This window comes from Micromonospora sp. NPDC048887 (genome assembly GCF_040649715.1).
Lineage (GTDB): Bacteria > Actinomycetota > Actinomycetes > Mycobacteriales > Micromonosporaceae > Micromonospora.
On sequence record NZ_JBEZGA010000001.1, the window covers coordinates 273,630 to 288,897 of the forward strand.

Below are 15,268 nucleotides of genomic sequence, written 5' to 3' on the forward strand. Positions count from 1 at the left end.
ACAGCTACGACGGCTCGGCGGGCTCCGGCTCCGGATCCGCCTGGTCGACGGTACGGCGCGGGCCGGTGAACCACTTGCGGGCCGAGGCGTACCACCAGATGGCGACGCCGAGCAGCACGCCACCGATCGCGATCGGCGCGTAGTTCACCGCCGTCCAGCTGAAGTCGGGATTGCCGGGCACACCGGCCGGGACGATGGGCAGCACGAAGTAGACCGAGATGACGGCGATCTCGACCACCGCGATCCAGCCGAGCAGCTTGTAGCGCCGGCCCAGGGTCCACGGGCCCGGAGTGAACCGGTCGCCCATCCGCAGCCGCAGGAAGATCGGGATGATGAAGGACAGGTACAGCCCGATCACCGCGACCGAGACCACCGCGTAGAACGCGACCGGGATGCCGCCGCGCTGGTAGAGCGCGGGCAGCGTGAGCACCAGCCCGGCCAGCGTCGCGCCGATGATGGCGTTCACCGGCGTGCCGTTGCGGTTGACTGTCGACCAGAGCCGCCAGCCGGGCACCGCCCGGTCGCGGCTGAACGCGTACGCCATCCGCGACATCGACGTCACGCAGCTCATGCCGCAGAAGAACTGCCCGATGGTGGAGATGATGATGACGGCCTTGAAGAAGAACGGCGTCAGCGCTGACTCGAAGATCGCCCCGGAGAAGCCGCCCGCCTCGTTTATCGCGTCCACGTCGGTGGCGGCGAACAGGAACGCCAGCAGCAGGATCCAGCCGCCCACCGCGGAGTAGAAGATCGACCGCCACAGCCCCTGCGCGGCGGCCTTCGACGCGCCGCGCGTCTCCTCCGAGACGTGCGCGCAGGCGTCGAAGCCGGTGATCGTGTACTGCGTGAGCAGGAAGCCCAGCGGCAGCACGTAGAACCAGAACGCCAGCCCGCCGGTGTCGCCGTCGCCGAAGCCGGAGTTGTTGAACCGCTCGGTGAAGACGAACTGGAAGCTCTGGTGCTTGTCCGGGACCAGGACCAGGATCAGCACCACGGCGGCCGCGCCGGCCACGTGCCACCAGACCGAGACGTTCTGGAGTACGTCGATGATGTGGTGACCGTAGATGTTGATCAGCCCGTGCAGCGCGAGGATCACCACGAACAGCCCGAACGTCTGGTGCCCGGTCCCGGCCCAGCCGTCGAACAGCGCCGACAGCGTCAGGTTGAGGAAGGTGGCGCAGCCGTAGTCGACCGACGCGGTCACCGCGACCAGCCCGATCAGGTTGAGCCAGCCGGTGAACCAGCCGTGCACCGGCCGGCCCATGGTCGCCGCCCACCAGTAGATGCCGCCCGCCGTCGGGTACGCCGACACCAGCTCGGCGAGGCAGAACCCGATGATCAGGATGAACAGCGAGATCAGCGGCCAGCCCCAGGAGATCGCCACCGGGCCGCCGTTGTTCCACGCCTGGCCGAACGTGGTGAAGCAGCCGGCCAGGATCGAGATGATGGAGAACGAGATCGCGAAGTTGGAGAAGCCGCTCCACTTGCGGCGCAGCTCCTGCTTGTAGCCGAGTTCGGCGAGTCGTCGGGCGTCGTCGTCCATCGGCTGCTCGGCGGTCGGCGCGGGCGTCGTGGCCACTGCACACCTCCTCGAGGCGATCCTCGTGCGAGTGCTCGCAGTGTGCTCCCAGCCGATCAAGCCGGTCAATACGTACCCCGGTAATTGCGTTGTGGCCGGATCCCGCCGCGGGCATCATTGTGGGCGTGACCAGGCCCGACCCGACGGGCCGGCACCGGGCGCTCGGCAACGCCCGGTCCGCGGCGGCGCGCGGCGTCCACCTCTCTCTCACTGATGTACGGCGATCGGCCGTACCCTCCGGACGCCCCGCGCCGCCGCACCTCTAGACGAACAGCAGCCCCGCGACCCACAGCGCGGCGATCATCAGGCCGGCGGTGAACTCCAGGACCATCGACAGGCCGGCCGCCTTCAGCGCCTGCACGGTGGCCGGCCAGGCGAGGCGGGTGTCGCCGAGCCGCAGCCGCTCGGCGCCGAAGATCCCGCCGACGAAGCCGATCGGCAACCCGACCACCGGGATGACGAAGAACCCGACCACGCCGAGCAGCCCGCCGGCCAGCAGCGACATGGTGGGCACCCCGGTCCGCTTCAGATTCCGCCCCGGCCAGAGGTACTTCAGCACGGTGCCGCCGGCGGCGATCACTGTGGCGGCGGCGAGCACCGCCCAGCGGCCCGGCCCGGCGTCGCCGAACAGCGTCCACACCAGCACGCCGCCCCAGCACAGCGGCAGTGCCGGCAGCCCCGGCACGATCACCCCGGCCAGCCCGGCGACGATCGCCAGCGCGGCGACCACTGACACCACGGCCTGCGAATCGGTGAGGCTCACCGGATCTCCCTTCCTCGCCTGCCGCGTGCGCGGAAGGTGTTAAGCGGGGCCCCCTGCTATACCGGAGGCGTTAATAGGGGGCCCTTCCTTACCCGCCCAGGCGGGCGCGGATGCCGTCGGCGGGCATGGGGGCGCCGAACAGCCGGCCCTGCCCGGTGTCGCAGCGCAGCGCCCGCAGCCGTTCCGCCTGCACCTCGGTCTCCACCGCCTCGGCCGTCACCGACAGCTCCAGCGCGTGCGCCAGCCGGACCAGCGCGTCCACGATCCGCTCGTCCCGGTGGTCGGCGACCTCGTCCCCGCCGTCACCCCTTATCCCCTCGACGAACGGGCCGGCCAGCTTCACGCAGTGGATCGGCAGCCGCCGCAGGTACGCCAGGTTCGAGTAGCCGGTGCCGAAGTCGTCGATGGCCAGCCGCAACCCGAGGTCGGCGAGCTGGTGCAGCGTCCGCAGCGGCTCCCCGGCGCTGCCCATGACGGCGCTCTCGGTCAGCTCCAGCTGCAACAGCTCGGCCGGCAGGCCGGTGTGCTGCAACGCCTCGGCCACCGTCTCCACGATCGCCGCGTCGTCGGCCTGCCGGGCGGCGAGGTTGACGCTGACCACAGGCGTCGTGTCCGGGTACGCGCGCCGCCACGACTCGGCGTCGCGGCACGCCTGACGCAGCACCCAGGCGCCGAGCCGGACGATCAGACCGGTCTCCTCGGCCAGCCCGATGAAGCGATCCGGCCCGATCAGCCCCAGCTCCGGGTGCTGCCAGCGCACCAGCGCCTCGACCGCCACCATCGTGCCGTCCAGCAACGACACGATCGGCTGGTAGTGCAGCACGAACTCGCCCCGGTCCAGCGCGGCGGGCAGGTTGGCGGCCAGCGCGGAGCGGGCGATGTCGGCGGCGCTGCGCTCCGGGTCGTACACCGCCCACCTGCCCCGGCCCTCCGCCTTGGCCCAGTAGAGCGTGGTGTCGGCGGCCTTCATCAGCTCGCCGGAGCTGGTCTCGGCCGCCGGGCAGTCCACGATGCCGATGCTCGCCGACACGGCGAGCTGCTGGTCGCCGACGTGCACCGGCGCGGAGACGGCGGCCAGGGCCAGCTCGGCGACCTCCACCGCGTCGTCGATGCCGCCGTCGGAGTCGACAAGGATGACGAACTCGTCACCGCCCATCCGGGCCACCAGGTGGCCGCGCCCGGCCACGCAGTCGCTGAGCCGGCGGGCGATCACCTTGAGCAGCCGGTCGCCCAGGTCGTGGCCGAGGCTGTCGTTCACCGCCTTGAAGCCGTCCAGGTCGATGAAGCAGAGCCCGACGCGCTGGTCCGGGCCCGCGCCGTCGAAGACCCGGCCCAGCTCCTCGAAGAACAGCGTCCGGTTGGGCAGGCCGGTCAGCGGGTCGTGCAGCGCCTGGAAGCGCAGCCGCTGCTGCAACTCGTACCGCTCGGTGATGTCCTCCACCATGGCGACGGTGAACCGGGGCCGGCCGTCGTCGTGCCGGATGAGCGAGACCGCGAGGTCGGTCCAGACCACGCTGCCGTCCTTGCGGTAGTAGCGCTTCTCCACCCGGGCGCTGTCCCGCTTGCCCTCGATCAGCTCCTGGTAGACCTCCCACATCCCGGCCGCGTCGTCGGCGTGGAACAACGCCGACACGTTCATCCGCCGCATGTCCGCGACGGTGTAGCCGAGCATGTCCGCGAAGGACTGGTTGACCTCGATGATCTGCCCGTCGACCCCGGCGATGCCGATGCCGATGACAGCGCCGGTGAAGACGGCCCGGAAGCGCGCCTCGCTGTCCCGCAGCGCCTGCTCGACGGTGTCCCGGGCCTGCCAGGCGGAACGGGCGATCCGCTCCTGCTGGCTGAACACCCGGTCGCGCAACGCGCGGGCGAAGCCGGCGGCGAACGCGCCCTGGAGCAACGCGACCCGCTCGCGCAGCTCGGGCGACTCCGTGCGGGACGGCAGCACCCAGGGCAGGAACCGGTCACCGAACGCCTGCACCGACCAGTCGAGCACGCCCGGCTCGGTGAGATGCGCCTCGACCAGGGCACGCCCCACCTCCTCCGCCGGGAAGGCGGAGAAGGTGGGGGCGAGCAGGGCCTCGCCGAGCCGCTCGGTGAGCGGCACCAGCAGGCGCTCGGTCTCGGCCGCGCTCAGCGGCACGAACCCGATGCGGCGCACCGCGCGAGCCCACTCGGCTGCGTACGCGGCGGCGCCGGGCCGGCTGACGTCTCCCCCGTCGCTGTCCGGGGCGCGCACGGGCTCAGCCGGCGACGCGGTCGTGCCGGGCCACGCCGCCGAAGGCGCCGAACCGCTCCGGGTGCTCGTCCACGTCCGACGGCGCGTCGGGCCGCCACAGCGGCATGTGCACCACGCCCGGTTCGAGGATCGTCCAGTCGCCGAAGAAGCCGGTGATCTCGGCCCGCGAGCGCAGCGTGATCTCGGTGGCGGTACGCGCCGACAGCCGCTGCGCGTCCAGCATCTCCTGCGGCTGGTCCTCGAACGTGGAGTGGGAGATGACCAGGTAGCTGCCGGGTGCGGCGGCGGCGCGCAGCGTGGCCAGGATGTCGGCCGGGCGGTCGGCGTCCGGCACGAAGTGCACCACGCCGGCGAGCAGGATGCCCAGCGGCCGGTCGAAGTCGATCAGGCCGCTGGCCCCGGCGTGCTCCAGGATCAGCTTCGGCTCGCGCAGATCGGCCAGGATCGCGGTGGCCCGGTCGTTCCCGGCGAGCAGTTCGTGGCTGTGCGCCACCGCGACCGGGTCGATGTCCACGTACACGATGCGGGCGTCCGGGTCGGCGGCCTGGGCGACCTCGTGCACGTTGCCGACGGTGGGAATGCCGGAGCCGATGTCGAGGAACTGGTCGATGCCGGCGTCGAGCAGCACCCGTACGGCCCGGCGCAGGAACTCCCGCCCGGAGCGCATGGTGGCGGCCAGGTTCGGCGTCATGGCCGCGATCTGTTCGGCGAGCTGCCGGTCGATCTCGAAGTTGTGCGCCCCACCGAGGAAGTAGTCGTAGACCCGGGCGGCGCTCGGCCGGGTCAGATCGATCTCGGTGGGCAGGCTCTCCGGCGTCTGCATCGCTCGGTCCCCCAGGTCGTCGTCCGCCGTCGATGGCGGATCATGTGGTCCAGACCACTCTAGGCCGGTACGGCCAGGTATGGGAGATCCACAAGAGGCGATGCTGCCGCCGGTGTCAGGCGTCCGACTCCAGCAGCAGCGAGATGCCCTGGCCGACGCCGACGCACATGGTGGCGAGCGCCCGCCGACCGCCCCGGCGGCGCAGTTCCAGCGCGGCGGTCAACGCCAGCCGGGCGCCGCTGGCGCCGAGCGGGTGACCGAGCGCGATCGCCCCGCCGCCCGGGTTGACGTGCTCGGCGTCCTCCGGCAGCCCCAGCTCGCGCAGCACCGCCACCGACTGCGCGGCGAACGCCTCGTTCAGCTCGATCACGTCCACGTCGGCCAGCGACAGGCCGGCACGGTCGAGCAGCTTCCGGGTCGCCGGGACCGGCCCGATGCCCATGATCCGTGGCGGTACGCCTGCCGACGCGGCGCCGCGTACCCGGGCCAGCGGGGTGAGGCCGTAGCGCTCGACGGCGGCCGCGGAGGCGACGAGCAGCGCGACGGCGCCGTCGTTGACGCCGGAGGAGTTGCCGGCGGTCACGGTGCCGCCCTCGCGGAACGGGGTGGGCAACGCGGCCAGCTTTTCCAGCGTCGTCTCGCGGGGGTGCTCGTCGGCCTCGACCAGCTTCGTCTCGCGCCTGCCGGCGGGCACCGTCACCGGGACGATCTCCTCGGCCAGCCGGCCGTCGGCCTGCGCCTTGGCGGCCCGCTGCTGCGACCGGTACGCGAAGGCGTCCTGCGCGGCCCGGTCCACGCCGAACTCGGCCGCCACGTTCTCCGCCGTCTCCGGCATCGAGTCGATGCCCCAGCCCTCGCGCATCAGCGGGTTGACCAGCCGCCAGCCGATCGTGGTGTCGTACACCTCGGCGGTACGGGCGAACGGCGTGGCCGCCTTCGGCATGACGAACGGCGCGCGGCTCATGCTCTCCACGCCGCCGGCCACCACCAGGTCGGCGTCCCCGGCGACGATCGCGCGGGCGGCGGAGGCGAGCGCGTCCAGGCCGGAGCCGCAGAGCCGGTTGACGGTGCTGCCCGGCACCTCCTCCGGCAGGCCGCCGAGCAGCGCGGCCATCCGGGCCACGTTGCGGTTGTCCTCGCCGGCCTGGTTGGCGCAGCCCAGGATCACGTCGTCGGTACGCGCCCAGTCGACCGAGGGGTGGCGGGCCACCAGCTCGCGGATGACGTGCGCGGCCAGGTCGTCGGGGCGGACCCCGGCCAGCGCGCCGGCGTACCGGCCGATCGGGGTACGGACTCCGGCAACGAGATAGGCCACTGTCATCGCGCGTACGTCCTTCGAGGGTGGGGAAGGGGTCGGTCGGCGGGTCGCGGGGGTACCCGGCGCCAGGATATCCGTGACCGGAGCGGATAGGTTTGCCGCATGTCCGGGGCCCAGTTCAGCGCAGAGACAAGCGGCGGCGGCGCGTTCGTCCGCCAGCCCAACCGGTTCACCGGCCGGGTCACCCCGCACTCCACGTCACCCGAGGGCGGCGGGCCGGACGAGGCGGGACGCTGGCCGCTGGAGGCGGGCCGCTACCGGCTGATCTGGTGCCGGGCCTGCCCGTGGGCGCACCGGGCCCGGATCGTGCGCGGCCTGCTCGGCCTGGACGAGGTGATCTCGCTGGGCACCGTCGACCCGATCCGGGACGAGCGGGGCTGGCGGTTCGCGCTCGACCCGGACGGCTTCGACCCGGTGCTCGGCGTCGGCTTCCTGTCCGAGGCGTACCTGTCCACCGACCCGGACTACACCGGCCGGGTGACGGTGCCGGCACTGGTGGACACGCTCACCGGACGGGTGGTAACGAACGACTATCCGCAGCTCACGCTGGACTTCTCGACCGAGTGGCGACGGTTCCACGCGCCGGACGCCCCGGATCTCTACCCGGTCGAGCTGCGCCCGGAGATGGACGCGCTGATGGCGGAGATCCACCGGGACGTCAACAACGGTGTCTACCGGTGCGGCTTCGCCACCTCACAGGAGGCGTACGACGAGGCGTTCACCGCGCTGTTCGCCCGCCTCGACGCGCTGAGCGAGCGGCTGGCCGGGCGGCGCTACCTGATGGGCGACACGATCACCGAGGCGGACGTGCGCCTGTTCACCACGCTGGTGCGCTTCGACGTGGCGTACCACGGGCACTTCAAGTGCAACCAGCGCAAGCTCACCGAGATGCCGGTGCTGTGGGCGTACGCGCGGGACCTGTTCCAGACACCCGGCTTCGGCGAGACGGTGGACTTCGACCACATCAAACGGCACTACTACGCCACCCACGACATGATCAACCCGACCCGGATCGTGCCGCTCGGCCCGGATCTCTCCGGCTGGACCACCCCGCACGGACGTGGCTGAGGGCACACCGCGCCGGATCGCCGCCGCGTTCGCCGCCGTCTGCCTGGTGGCCGGTGTGACAGCGGTGACGATCGCGGTGGTCGCCGGTCCCGTTCCCGGCCCGTCCGCGTACGTCAGCGAGGCCGGCATCACCGACAGCGGGTACGCCGGGGCGTACCGGATGGGGATCTTCTCGGTGGCCGCGTCGCTGCTGCTGCTCGCCGGGGCGCTGCCGCCGGGGTTGCGCGCGGCGGCCGGCCTGCTCGGCGCCGGCGCGGTGGCCACTGTCGTCTCCGGCGCGGTGACGTGCAGCGAGGGCTGCCCGCTGCCGCCGTTCGAGGCGCCCACGGTGGCCGACCTGGTGCACGGCGGGGCCAGCATCGTGGCGACCGCCGCGGTGGTGCTCGCCATGCTGGTGCTGCTGTTCTCCCCGGCGGCGGACCGGGGGCTGCGGCGGATCGCCACGGTCGGCGCGGCGCTGGCGCTGCCGGTGGCCGCGGTGGTCGCGGCGGCCCTGCTGCTGGTCGGGCGCAGCGCGCTCCTCGGGGTGTCGGAGCGGGTGCTGCTCGCCGTGGTCGCCGCCTGGGGACTGGCCACCTCCGGCTACCTGGCTGTAAGGAGCCTCACCGGCAACGGTCCTTCCCTTCCGGCCCGGGACGGGAGTAACGTGTCGCGACGATGACCAATGTCTGGTGCCTCACCGAGCGCCTGTACGTCGATCTCCGACGGCAGGCCAGCGGCGTCTGTCCGGCGTAGCTCCACGCCCCGACGCCCGCTTTTTCCTCTCCAGACCCTGGATCAGTCCTCATGACCTCCGCCCTGCGCAGAATTCCCTTCTCCGTCCAGATCCTGCTGGGCCTCGTGCTCGGCGTGGCGCTCGGTTTCCTCGCCCGCGCCGCCGACCTCGCCTGGCTGACCAGCACGCTCGACACCGTCGGCGGCCTCTTCGTCCAGCTGCTCAAGCTCGCCGTGCCGCCACTGGTCTTCACCGCCATCGTGGTCAGCGTGGTCAGCCTGCGCGGCGTCGCCAACGCCGCCCGGCTCGCCGTCAAGACACTGCTCTGGTTCGCCGTCACCGCGCTCATCGCGGTGAGCATCGGCATCGGCCTCGGCCTGCTCACCAATCCCGGCCGGGGCGTCGACCTGGACCCGGCCGGCGCCACCGCGCCGAAGACCACCGGCTCCTGGATCGACTTCCTCACCGGCATCGTCCCGACCAACCCGGTCGGCGCGTTCGTCGAGGGCAACGTCCTCCAGATCGTCTTCCTCGCCCTGGTGGTGGGCGCCGCCGCGCTGCTGGTCGGTGACGCCGCCGAGCCGTTCGTGGCGCTCAACCGCTCGCTGCTGTCGATCGTGCAGAAGGCGCTCTGGTGGGTCATCCGGCTCGCCCCGATCGGCACGCTCGGCCTGATCGGAAACGCCGTCGCCTCGTACGGCTGGGACCTGCTCGCCCCGCTCGCCAAGTTCACCACAGCCGTCTACGTCGGCTGCGCGATCGTGCTGTTCGTGGTCTACCCGGTGCTGCTGGCGGTGGCCGGCAAGCTCAACCCGCTGCGCTTCTTCGCCGGCGCCTGGCCCGCCATCGAGCTGGCGTTCGTCTCCCGCTCCTCGGTGGGCACCATGCCGGTGACCCAGCGCTCGGTCGAGCGCCTCGGCGTCCCCCGCGAGTACGCCTCGTTCGCGGTGCCGTTCGGCGCCACCACGAAGATGGACGGCTGCGCCGCCATCTACCCGGCGCTCGCCGCGATCTTCGTGGCGCAGGTGTTCGGCGTGAACCTCGGCGTCACCGACTACCTGCTGATCGCGTTCGTCTCGGTGGTCGGCTCGGCCGCCACCGCCGGCCTGACCGGCGCGATCGTCATGCTGACGCTGACCCTGAGCACGCTGGGCCTGCCGCTGGCCGGGGCCGGCCTGCTGCTGGCCATCGACCCGATCCTGGACATGATCCGCACCGCCACGAACGTGGCCGGGCAGGCGGTGGTGCCGACCATCGTGGCCGCCCGGGAGGGCACGCTCGACCGGGCCGCGTACGACTCGGCCGGCAAGCGCGACCTCATCGAGCCCGCCGAGACCGAGCGGCTCGACCCCGTACCCGCCTGATCCACACCCAACGGGTGCGTCTCCCACCGGAGGCGCACCCGTTGCCCATGACCGGAGGATCCGAGAATGAGCGCCCTGTTCACCCCGCTCGCCCTGCGCGGCGTCACCCTGCCCAACCGGATCGCGCTGGCGCCCATGTGCCAGTACAGCGCCGACCCCGACGGGCTGCCCACCGACTGGCACCGCGTCCACCTGGGTTCCCGGGCGGTCGGCGGGACCGGCCTGGTCATCACCGAGGCGACAGCTGTGGTGCCCGAGGGCCGGATCAGCCCTCAGGACACCGGCCTCTGGTCCGGCGCGCACGTCGACGCGTGGCGGCCGATCACCGCGTTCGTCGCCGAACACGGCGCGGTTCCGGCCGTGCAGCTCGCGCACGCCGGGTTCAAGGCGTCCACGTACCGGCCGTGGGCGCCGGCGCGTGGCGGCGTGCCGGACGCCGAGGGCGGCTGGACCCCGGTCGGACCTGGTGACCAGCCGTTCGTGCCGGACTACCGCACGCCCACCGCGCTGGACGAGGCGGGCATCGCGGCAGTGGTGGACGCCTTCGCCACCGCCGCCGGGCGGGCGCTCGACGCCGGGTTCGCCGCCGTGGAGATCCACGCCGCGCACGGCTACCTGCTGCACGAGTTCCTGTCCCCGCTGACGAACCGGCGCACCGACGGCTACGGCGGTGACCGGGCCGCCCGGATGCGGCTCACGCTGGAGGTGGCCCGCGCGGTACGCGCCACGGTCGGCGAGTCCGTGCCGGTGCTGACCCGGATCTCCGCCACCGACTGGACCGACGACGGCTGGACCGTCGAGGACAGCGTGGTGCTCGCCGGGGAACTCGCCGCCGCCGGGGTCGACCTGGTCGACACCTCCTCCGGGGGCGCGGCGGTCCAGGCGTCCATCCCGGTCGGACCCGGCTACCAGGTGCCGCTGGCGGCCCGGATCCGCCGCGATGCCGGGGTGCCGACCGGCGCGGTGGGCCTGATCGTCGAGCCCGAGCAGGCCGAGCAGATCGTCGCCGGCGGCGAGGCGGACCTGGTGCTGCTGGGCCGCGAACTGCTGCGCGACCCGTACTGGCCGCTCCGCGCCGCCGCCAAGCTGGGCGCCACCCCGACCTGGCCCAACCAGTACGCCCGAGCCTTCTAGCCTTGAGCGTCGATCATGAAGTTGGCGGCGTTCTGCGTCCGATTTGTCGCCGCCAACTTCATGATCGACAGGGCGGAACCCCGGGCGGTCAGCCGGCCAGGTGGTTCCAGCGGGGTTCCAGGTCGGTCCAGGTGCCCTGGTCGGCCACGGTGCCGTCGATCAGCACCACCACGTGGTCGGCCCGGACCAGCGCGGCCCGCTTCGCGGTCGAGCCGACCACAGTCACGCCGTGCTCGCGCAACGCCGCCCACAGCGCCAGCTCCGTGCTGACGTCCAGCGCCGACGACACGTCGTCGGCCACCAGCAGCTCGGTACGCGGGGCGAGCGCGCGGGCCAGCGCCAGCCGCTGGAGCTGACCGCCGGAGAGCCGGGTGCCCTTGTGCCCGATCAGCAGCCCGAGCCCGCCCCCGGCGGCGGCCAGGTCGTGTTCGAGCTGGGCGGTCGTGACCGCCCCGGCGGCGTCCACCTGGTGGCCGAGCGCGATGTTGTCGGCCACCGTGCCGGAGAGCACCCGGGGCAGCTGGCCCACGTACCCGACCTGGTTGGGGCGCAGGAACATCTCCGGCTCGGTGACCGGGTCGCCGTTCCAGCGCAGCTCGCCGACGTGGTGCACGATCCCGGCCAGCGCCCGCAGCAGCGACGACTTGCCGGACCCGACCGGGCCGACGACGAGCACCAACTGCCCGCGCTCGACCACCAGGTCGACGTCGCGGACGGCGAGCATGCCGTCGGAGTGCAGCGCGCCGAAGCCGGACAGCTCCAGGCGGCGCAGCGGGTGCCGGGGCGGCGGCTCGGGCGCGGGCGCGGTGCCGGCGACCAGGTCCAGGCCGGGCACCGGCGCCGCGTAGACGGCCTCGCCGGTCATCGCCACCGTCCGCCTGGTCCACACCCGCGCCGACGGGTACTGCGACACCAGTGACGCGGTGGTCCACGCGAACCAGCGGGCCGCGCCCAGTGTGGACACCGCCACCAGCGTGGCGCCGGCGGACAGCCCACCGGCCAGGTAGAGCGCCCACGCGCCGATCGGCAGCAGGCCGCTGGCGACCGACGGGGTGGACCGGGCCCACACCTGCATCGCGATCTCGCGCCGCTGCCGCTCGCTGCGTACCTCGTCCAGCCGGGCGAGGTGGCGCAGCACCGGGCGGGTCGCGCCGGCCAGCTTCACCGTACGGGCGGCGGACAGCGCGGAGACCAGCGCGGTGGCGAACGCGGCGCGCGCCTTCACCGTGCCGGCCGCGGTGCGTTCCAGCCGGGGACCGAACAGCGTCGCCGCCAGCCCGGAGACCACCATCGTGCCGACGAAGAACAACGCCGGTACGAGGCTGCCGGTCACCAGCGTCATGGTGACCACGATGACCAGCGAGATGAACTGGTCCATCAGGTTGTCGGCCAGGTGCACCACCCGGTCGGTGTCGCCACCCTGGGCCACCACCTCGGCCGGGGTGTGCCCGCTGACCCGGCGCGCGCCGGTCTGCCCGTGCACCAGCCGGGCGCTGATCCGCAGCATCTGCCGGATCCACCACTGCGGGAACCACAGGTTCGTCAGGTACGGCAGCGGCAGCACCACCAGCAGCGCGGCCACGATGCCCAGCGCCGGCAACCACGGGTCACCGCCGCCGACCAGGTCGGCCCAGAGCCAGGGCAGGACCGCGCCGTCCATCCCGAGGACAGTCATCACGATGAACAGGCCGACCGAGATCAGGCCGTACCGGGGATCGTTGGTGCCCAGCCGGAGGATCTCCCGCATGGTCCGCGCGGGCGGCGCGGGCGGCGCGGGCGGCGGGTCGGCTCGCGGCACGGCGACCGGCCGCGTCGCGGGCGCGGCAGGCGTGGCGGGCGCGTCGTCCCAGGCGGGCGCGTCGAGCAGTTCCACCCCGCCGCGCCGGGTGCCCACCCCGGCGTACGCACCGGCGTGGCTGGTGGCGAGCAGCTCGGCGAAGCGGGCGGACTCGCGCAGCGGACCGGCCTCCAGCACGGCGCCGTCGGCCATCACCACCACCTCGTCGCAGCGGCGCACCGAGGAGAGCCGGTGCGCGATGACGATGCCGATCCGGTCGGTGAGCAGCCGTTCGGTGGCCTCGCGGACCCGGTTCTCGGTGACCGGGTCGAGCCGCGCGGTGGCCTCGTCGAGGATCACCACGTGCGGGTCGCGGACCAGGATGCGGGCGAACGCGACGAGCTGCTCCTGCCCGGCGGAGAGCACATGGCCGCCGTCGCCGAGCCGGGTGTGCACCCCGTCGGGCAGTTCGGCGATCCAGCCGGTCAGGCCCAGCTCGGCCAGCGCCCGTTCGGCGGCGTCCAGCAGTTCCGGGTCGAACAGCGCCACGTTCTCGGCAAGCGTGCCGGCCAGGATCTCGGTGCGCTGCGGCACCACGGCGATCCACCGGCGCAGCTCCTCGACGTCCAGGTCGACCAGGTCGGTGCCGCCGAGGAACACCGTGCCACGCGGCACCTCCACCGCCCGGGTGAGCACCTTGGCCAGCGTCGACTTGCCCGAGCCGGTACGCCCGACGAGCGCGTACGAGCGGCCGCGGACGAAGTCGAGGTGCACGTCGCGCAGCGCCGGCCCACGGTCGTCCCCGCCGGCCGGGTAGCGGTAGGTGAGCCCGCGCACGGTCAGGTCGCCGTCGACCGGGGTGGCCCCGCCGTCCGGCTCCTGCGGCGACCCGGCCAGCAGTTGCACCCGGCCCCACGCGCCGAACGCCTGCTGCAGGTGCGGCACCCAGCGGGCGATGTGCTCGACAGTCGCGCCGAACGCGATGGCCAGCAGCCAGATCGCGGTGAGCCGGGCGGCGTCCACCCGGCCGGTGGCGAGCGCCCACGCGCCGCCCAGCACCACGCCGGCGATGCCGACCCGGACCGCGCCGGCGGCGGCCGCGGTGACCCGGGCGGAGAGCCGGAACACCCGGACGCACCTGGTGATCACCTCGGCCGCGCGACGGGCGTAGAGGCGCAGCACGTACGGCCGGGCGAGGCTGGTGCGAACGTCGTCCTGCCCGTGCACCGCCTCCTCCATCACGGCGGCGAGGTCGGACCACGCCTCCTCCTCGGCCATCCGGGCCGGGGCGATCCGGCTGGTCGGGCGGCGCAGCGTCACCGCGAGCAGGGTGGTGAGCGCGATCATGCCGACGCCTGCGGGCCACCAGACGATCAACGCGCTGACCGCCGAGAGGGCGCAGACCGCGAGGCCCTGCGCCAGCCGTACGCCGGTGTTCCGCATCTCGGCGGCGACCTGGTAGACGTCGTTGTCGATCCGGTCGAGCAGTTCGCCGACCGGTGTGGTCTCCAGGGTGGGCAGGTCCTGGCCGAGCGCGACCCGGCAGAGCCGCCGCCGCACGTCGGCCGACCAGTCGGCGGTGAGCCGGGCCATGATCAGGCCGATGAGCAGGTCGGTGACGACAGCGGCGACGAGCGCGACGGCGAGCGCGACGAACCAGCCGGACGAGCGGAGCACCAGCACCGGCCCGGCCAGCGCGGAGGCGGCCGCCTGACCACCGGCGCCGAGCACGATCAGCAGCAGGACCGCCGCCATCCGCCGGGGTGCCGTGGCCCAGAGATCTCGGAGCAGGCGCATGGGAGGTCCTCCGGACTCGGATCGGTGGGGGCGGTGCCCCCACCCTCACCCTTCCGGCGGCCCGGTATCAACCGAATTACCGACCGCTGGTCAGGTCCGGGCGACCCGCCGGACGATGCCGAGCAGCGACTCCTGCACCTCGTCGATCGGCCGCTCCGGCGAGAAGACCAGCCAGTCCACAGCCACCACCAGCCCGACACCGAACAGCGCCGAACTCGCGGTACGCACGTCCAGGTCGGCGGGGAGGTCGCCGCTGTCCACCCCGGCCTGCACCGTGTCGGCGATCACCGCGATGGCCTCGCCGCGCAGCAGCCGCAGCGTCTGCTGCCACTCCCTGTTGGTCCGCCACATCTCCGAGAGCAGGAGCTGGGCGAAGGCGCGGTAGCGGCGGATGTACTCCAGCTGGGCACGGACCAGCGCGCCGAGCGCCTCCAGCGGCGGCAGCCCGTCGACGGCGGCCCGGAAGTCGGCGGTGAGCAGGCCGATGCCGTGCCGCAGCAGCTCCTCGAACAGGACGGTCTTGGACTCGAAGTTGTAGTAGACGGTCCCCTTCGCCACACCGGCCCGGGCCGCGATGTCGTCCACTGTGGTGGCCGAGAAGCCCTGTTCGGCGATGAGGTCCACCGCCGCCACGAAGAGGCGCTGGCGGGTGTCCTCGCGTCGGCGCGTCCGTCCGTCCGTCACCGGCTCA

Annotated in this window: 11 protein-coding genes; 4 read left to right on the top strand and 7 right to left on the bottom strand. The window is 73.0% G+C overall.

What is annotated here, in order from left to right:
* Positions 1-4 precede the first annotated feature (4 nt).
* The 5 genes from AB0C17_RS01280 to pcaF all read right to left on the bottom strand — a co-directional run bounded on the left by AB0C17_RS01280 (position 5) and on the right by pcaF (position 6,725).
* Positions 5-1,579 (bottom strand): amino acid permease, encoded by a 1,575-nt coding sequence (locus tag AB0C17_RS01280; protein ID WP_357382405.1) that lies wholly within the window; start codon positions 1,577-1,579, stop codon positions 5-7.
* A 262-nt stretch (positions 1,580-1,841) separates the two neighbouring features.
* Complete coding sequence (locus tag AB0C17_RS01285) at positions 1,842-2,342, bottom strand: DUF456 domain-containing protein (RefSeq protein ID WP_357382403.1); 501 nt, start codon at positions 2,340-2,342, stop codon at positions 1,842-1,844.
* Positions 2,343-2,430: 88 nt separating this feature from the next.
* Positions 2,431-4,581 (bottom strand): EAL domain-containing protein, encoded by a 2,151-nt coding sequence (locus AB0C17_RS01290; protein WP_357382401.1) that lies wholly within the window; start codon positions 4,579-4,581, stop codon positions 2,431-2,433.
* A gap of 4 nt (positions 4,582-4,585) precedes the next feature.
* Positions 4,586-5,404 carry an SAM-dependent methyltransferase gene (locus AB0C17_RS01295; RefSeq protein ID WP_357382399.1) on the bottom strand — a complete coding sequence of 273 codons (819 nt, stop codon included), beginning with the start codon at positions 5,402-5,404 and terminating at the stop codon, positions 4,586-4,588.
* A gap of 115 nt (positions 5,405-5,519) precedes the next feature.
* Positions 5,520-6,725, bottom strand: a complete 1,206-nt coding sequence (gene pcaF, locus AB0C17_RS01300; RefSeq protein WP_357382397.1) for a 3-oxoadipyl-CoA thiolase — start codon at positions 6,723-6,725, stop codon at positions 5,520-5,522.
* Between the two features lie 99 nt (positions 6,726-6,824).
* Between pcaF and AB0C17_RS01305 the strand changes: the two genes are divergently transcribed.
* The 4 genes from AB0C17_RS01305 (at position 6,825) to AB0C17_RS01320 (ending at position 11,003) form a co-directional block, all read left to right on the top strand.
* Positions 6,825-7,790: a glutathione S-transferase C-terminal domain-containing protein gene (locus tag AB0C17_RS01305; protein ID WP_357382395.1), complete on the top strand. Its 966-nt coding sequence runs from the start codon at positions 6,825-6,827 to the stop codon at positions 7,788-7,790.
* Positions 7,783-8,451 carry a DUF998 domain-containing protein gene (locus AB0C17_RS01310; protein WP_357382393.1) on the top strand — a complete coding sequence of 223 codons (669 nt, stop codon included), beginning with the start codon at positions 7,783-7,785 and terminating at the stop codon, positions 8,449-8,451. Before AB0C17_RS01305 ends, AB0C17_RS01310 begins: the two co-directional genes overlap by 8 nt.
* Positions 8,452-8,588: 137 nt before the next feature.
* Positions 8,589-9,869, top strand: a complete 1,281-nt coding sequence (locus AB0C17_RS01315) for a dicarboxylate/amino acid:cation symporter (protein ID WP_357476410.1) — start codon at positions 8,589-8,591, stop codon at positions 9,867-9,869.
* Between the two features lie 66 nt (positions 9,870-9,935).
* Positions 9,936-11,003, top strand: a complete 1,068-nt coding sequence (locus tag AB0C17_RS01320; RefSeq protein ID WP_357467323.1) for an NADH:flavin oxidoreductase/NADH oxidase — start codon at positions 9,936-9,938, stop codon at positions 11,001-11,003.
* A gap of 88 nt (positions 11,004-11,091) precedes the next feature.
* On the opposite strand, the gene AB0C17_RS01325 is transcribed toward AB0C17_RS01320, so the two are convergent.
* Both AB0C17_RS01325 and AB0C17_RS01330 read right to left on the bottom strand, forming a co-directional pair.
* Positions 11,092-14,577 (bottom strand): ABC transporter ATP-binding protein, encoded by a 3,486-nt coding sequence (locus tag AB0C17_RS01325; protein WP_357476210.1) that lies wholly within the window; start codon positions 14,575-14,577, stop codon positions 11,092-11,094.
* Positions 14,578-14,667: 90 nt separating this feature from the next.
* Positions 14,668-15,261 (bottom strand): TetR/AcrR family transcriptional regulator, encoded by a 594-nt coding sequence (locus AB0C17_RS01330; RefSeq protein WP_357382387.1) that lies wholly within the window; start codon positions 15,259-15,261, stop codon positions 14,668-14,670.
* Between the last annotated feature and the right edge of the window lie 7 nt (positions 15,262-15,268).

What these genes read in the sequence shown, in the direction of transcription:
- AB0C17_RS01295 (WP_357382399.1), bottom strand. Translation starts at nt 5,404, where the DNA reads ATGCAGACGCCGGAGAGCCTGCCCACCGAGATCGATCTGACCCGGCCG.
- pcaF (WP_357382397.1), bottom strand. Translation starts at nt 6,725, where the DNA reads ATGACAGTGGCCTATCTCGTTGCCGGAGTCCGTACCCCGATCGGCCGG.
- AB0C17_RS01305 (WP_357382395.1), top strand. Translation starts at nt 6,825, where the DNA reads ATGTCCGGGGCCCAGTTCAGCGCAGAGACAAGCGGCGGCGGCGCGTTC.
- AB0C17_RS01320 (WP_357467323.1), top strand. Translation starts at nt 9,936, where the DNA reads ATGAGCGCCCTGTTCACCCCGCTCGCCCTGCGCGGCGTCACCCTGCCC.
- AB0C17_RS01325 (WP_357476210.1), bottom strand. Translation starts at nt 14,577, where the DNA reads ATGCGCCTGCTCCGAGATCTCTGGGCCACGGCACCCCGGCGGATGGCG.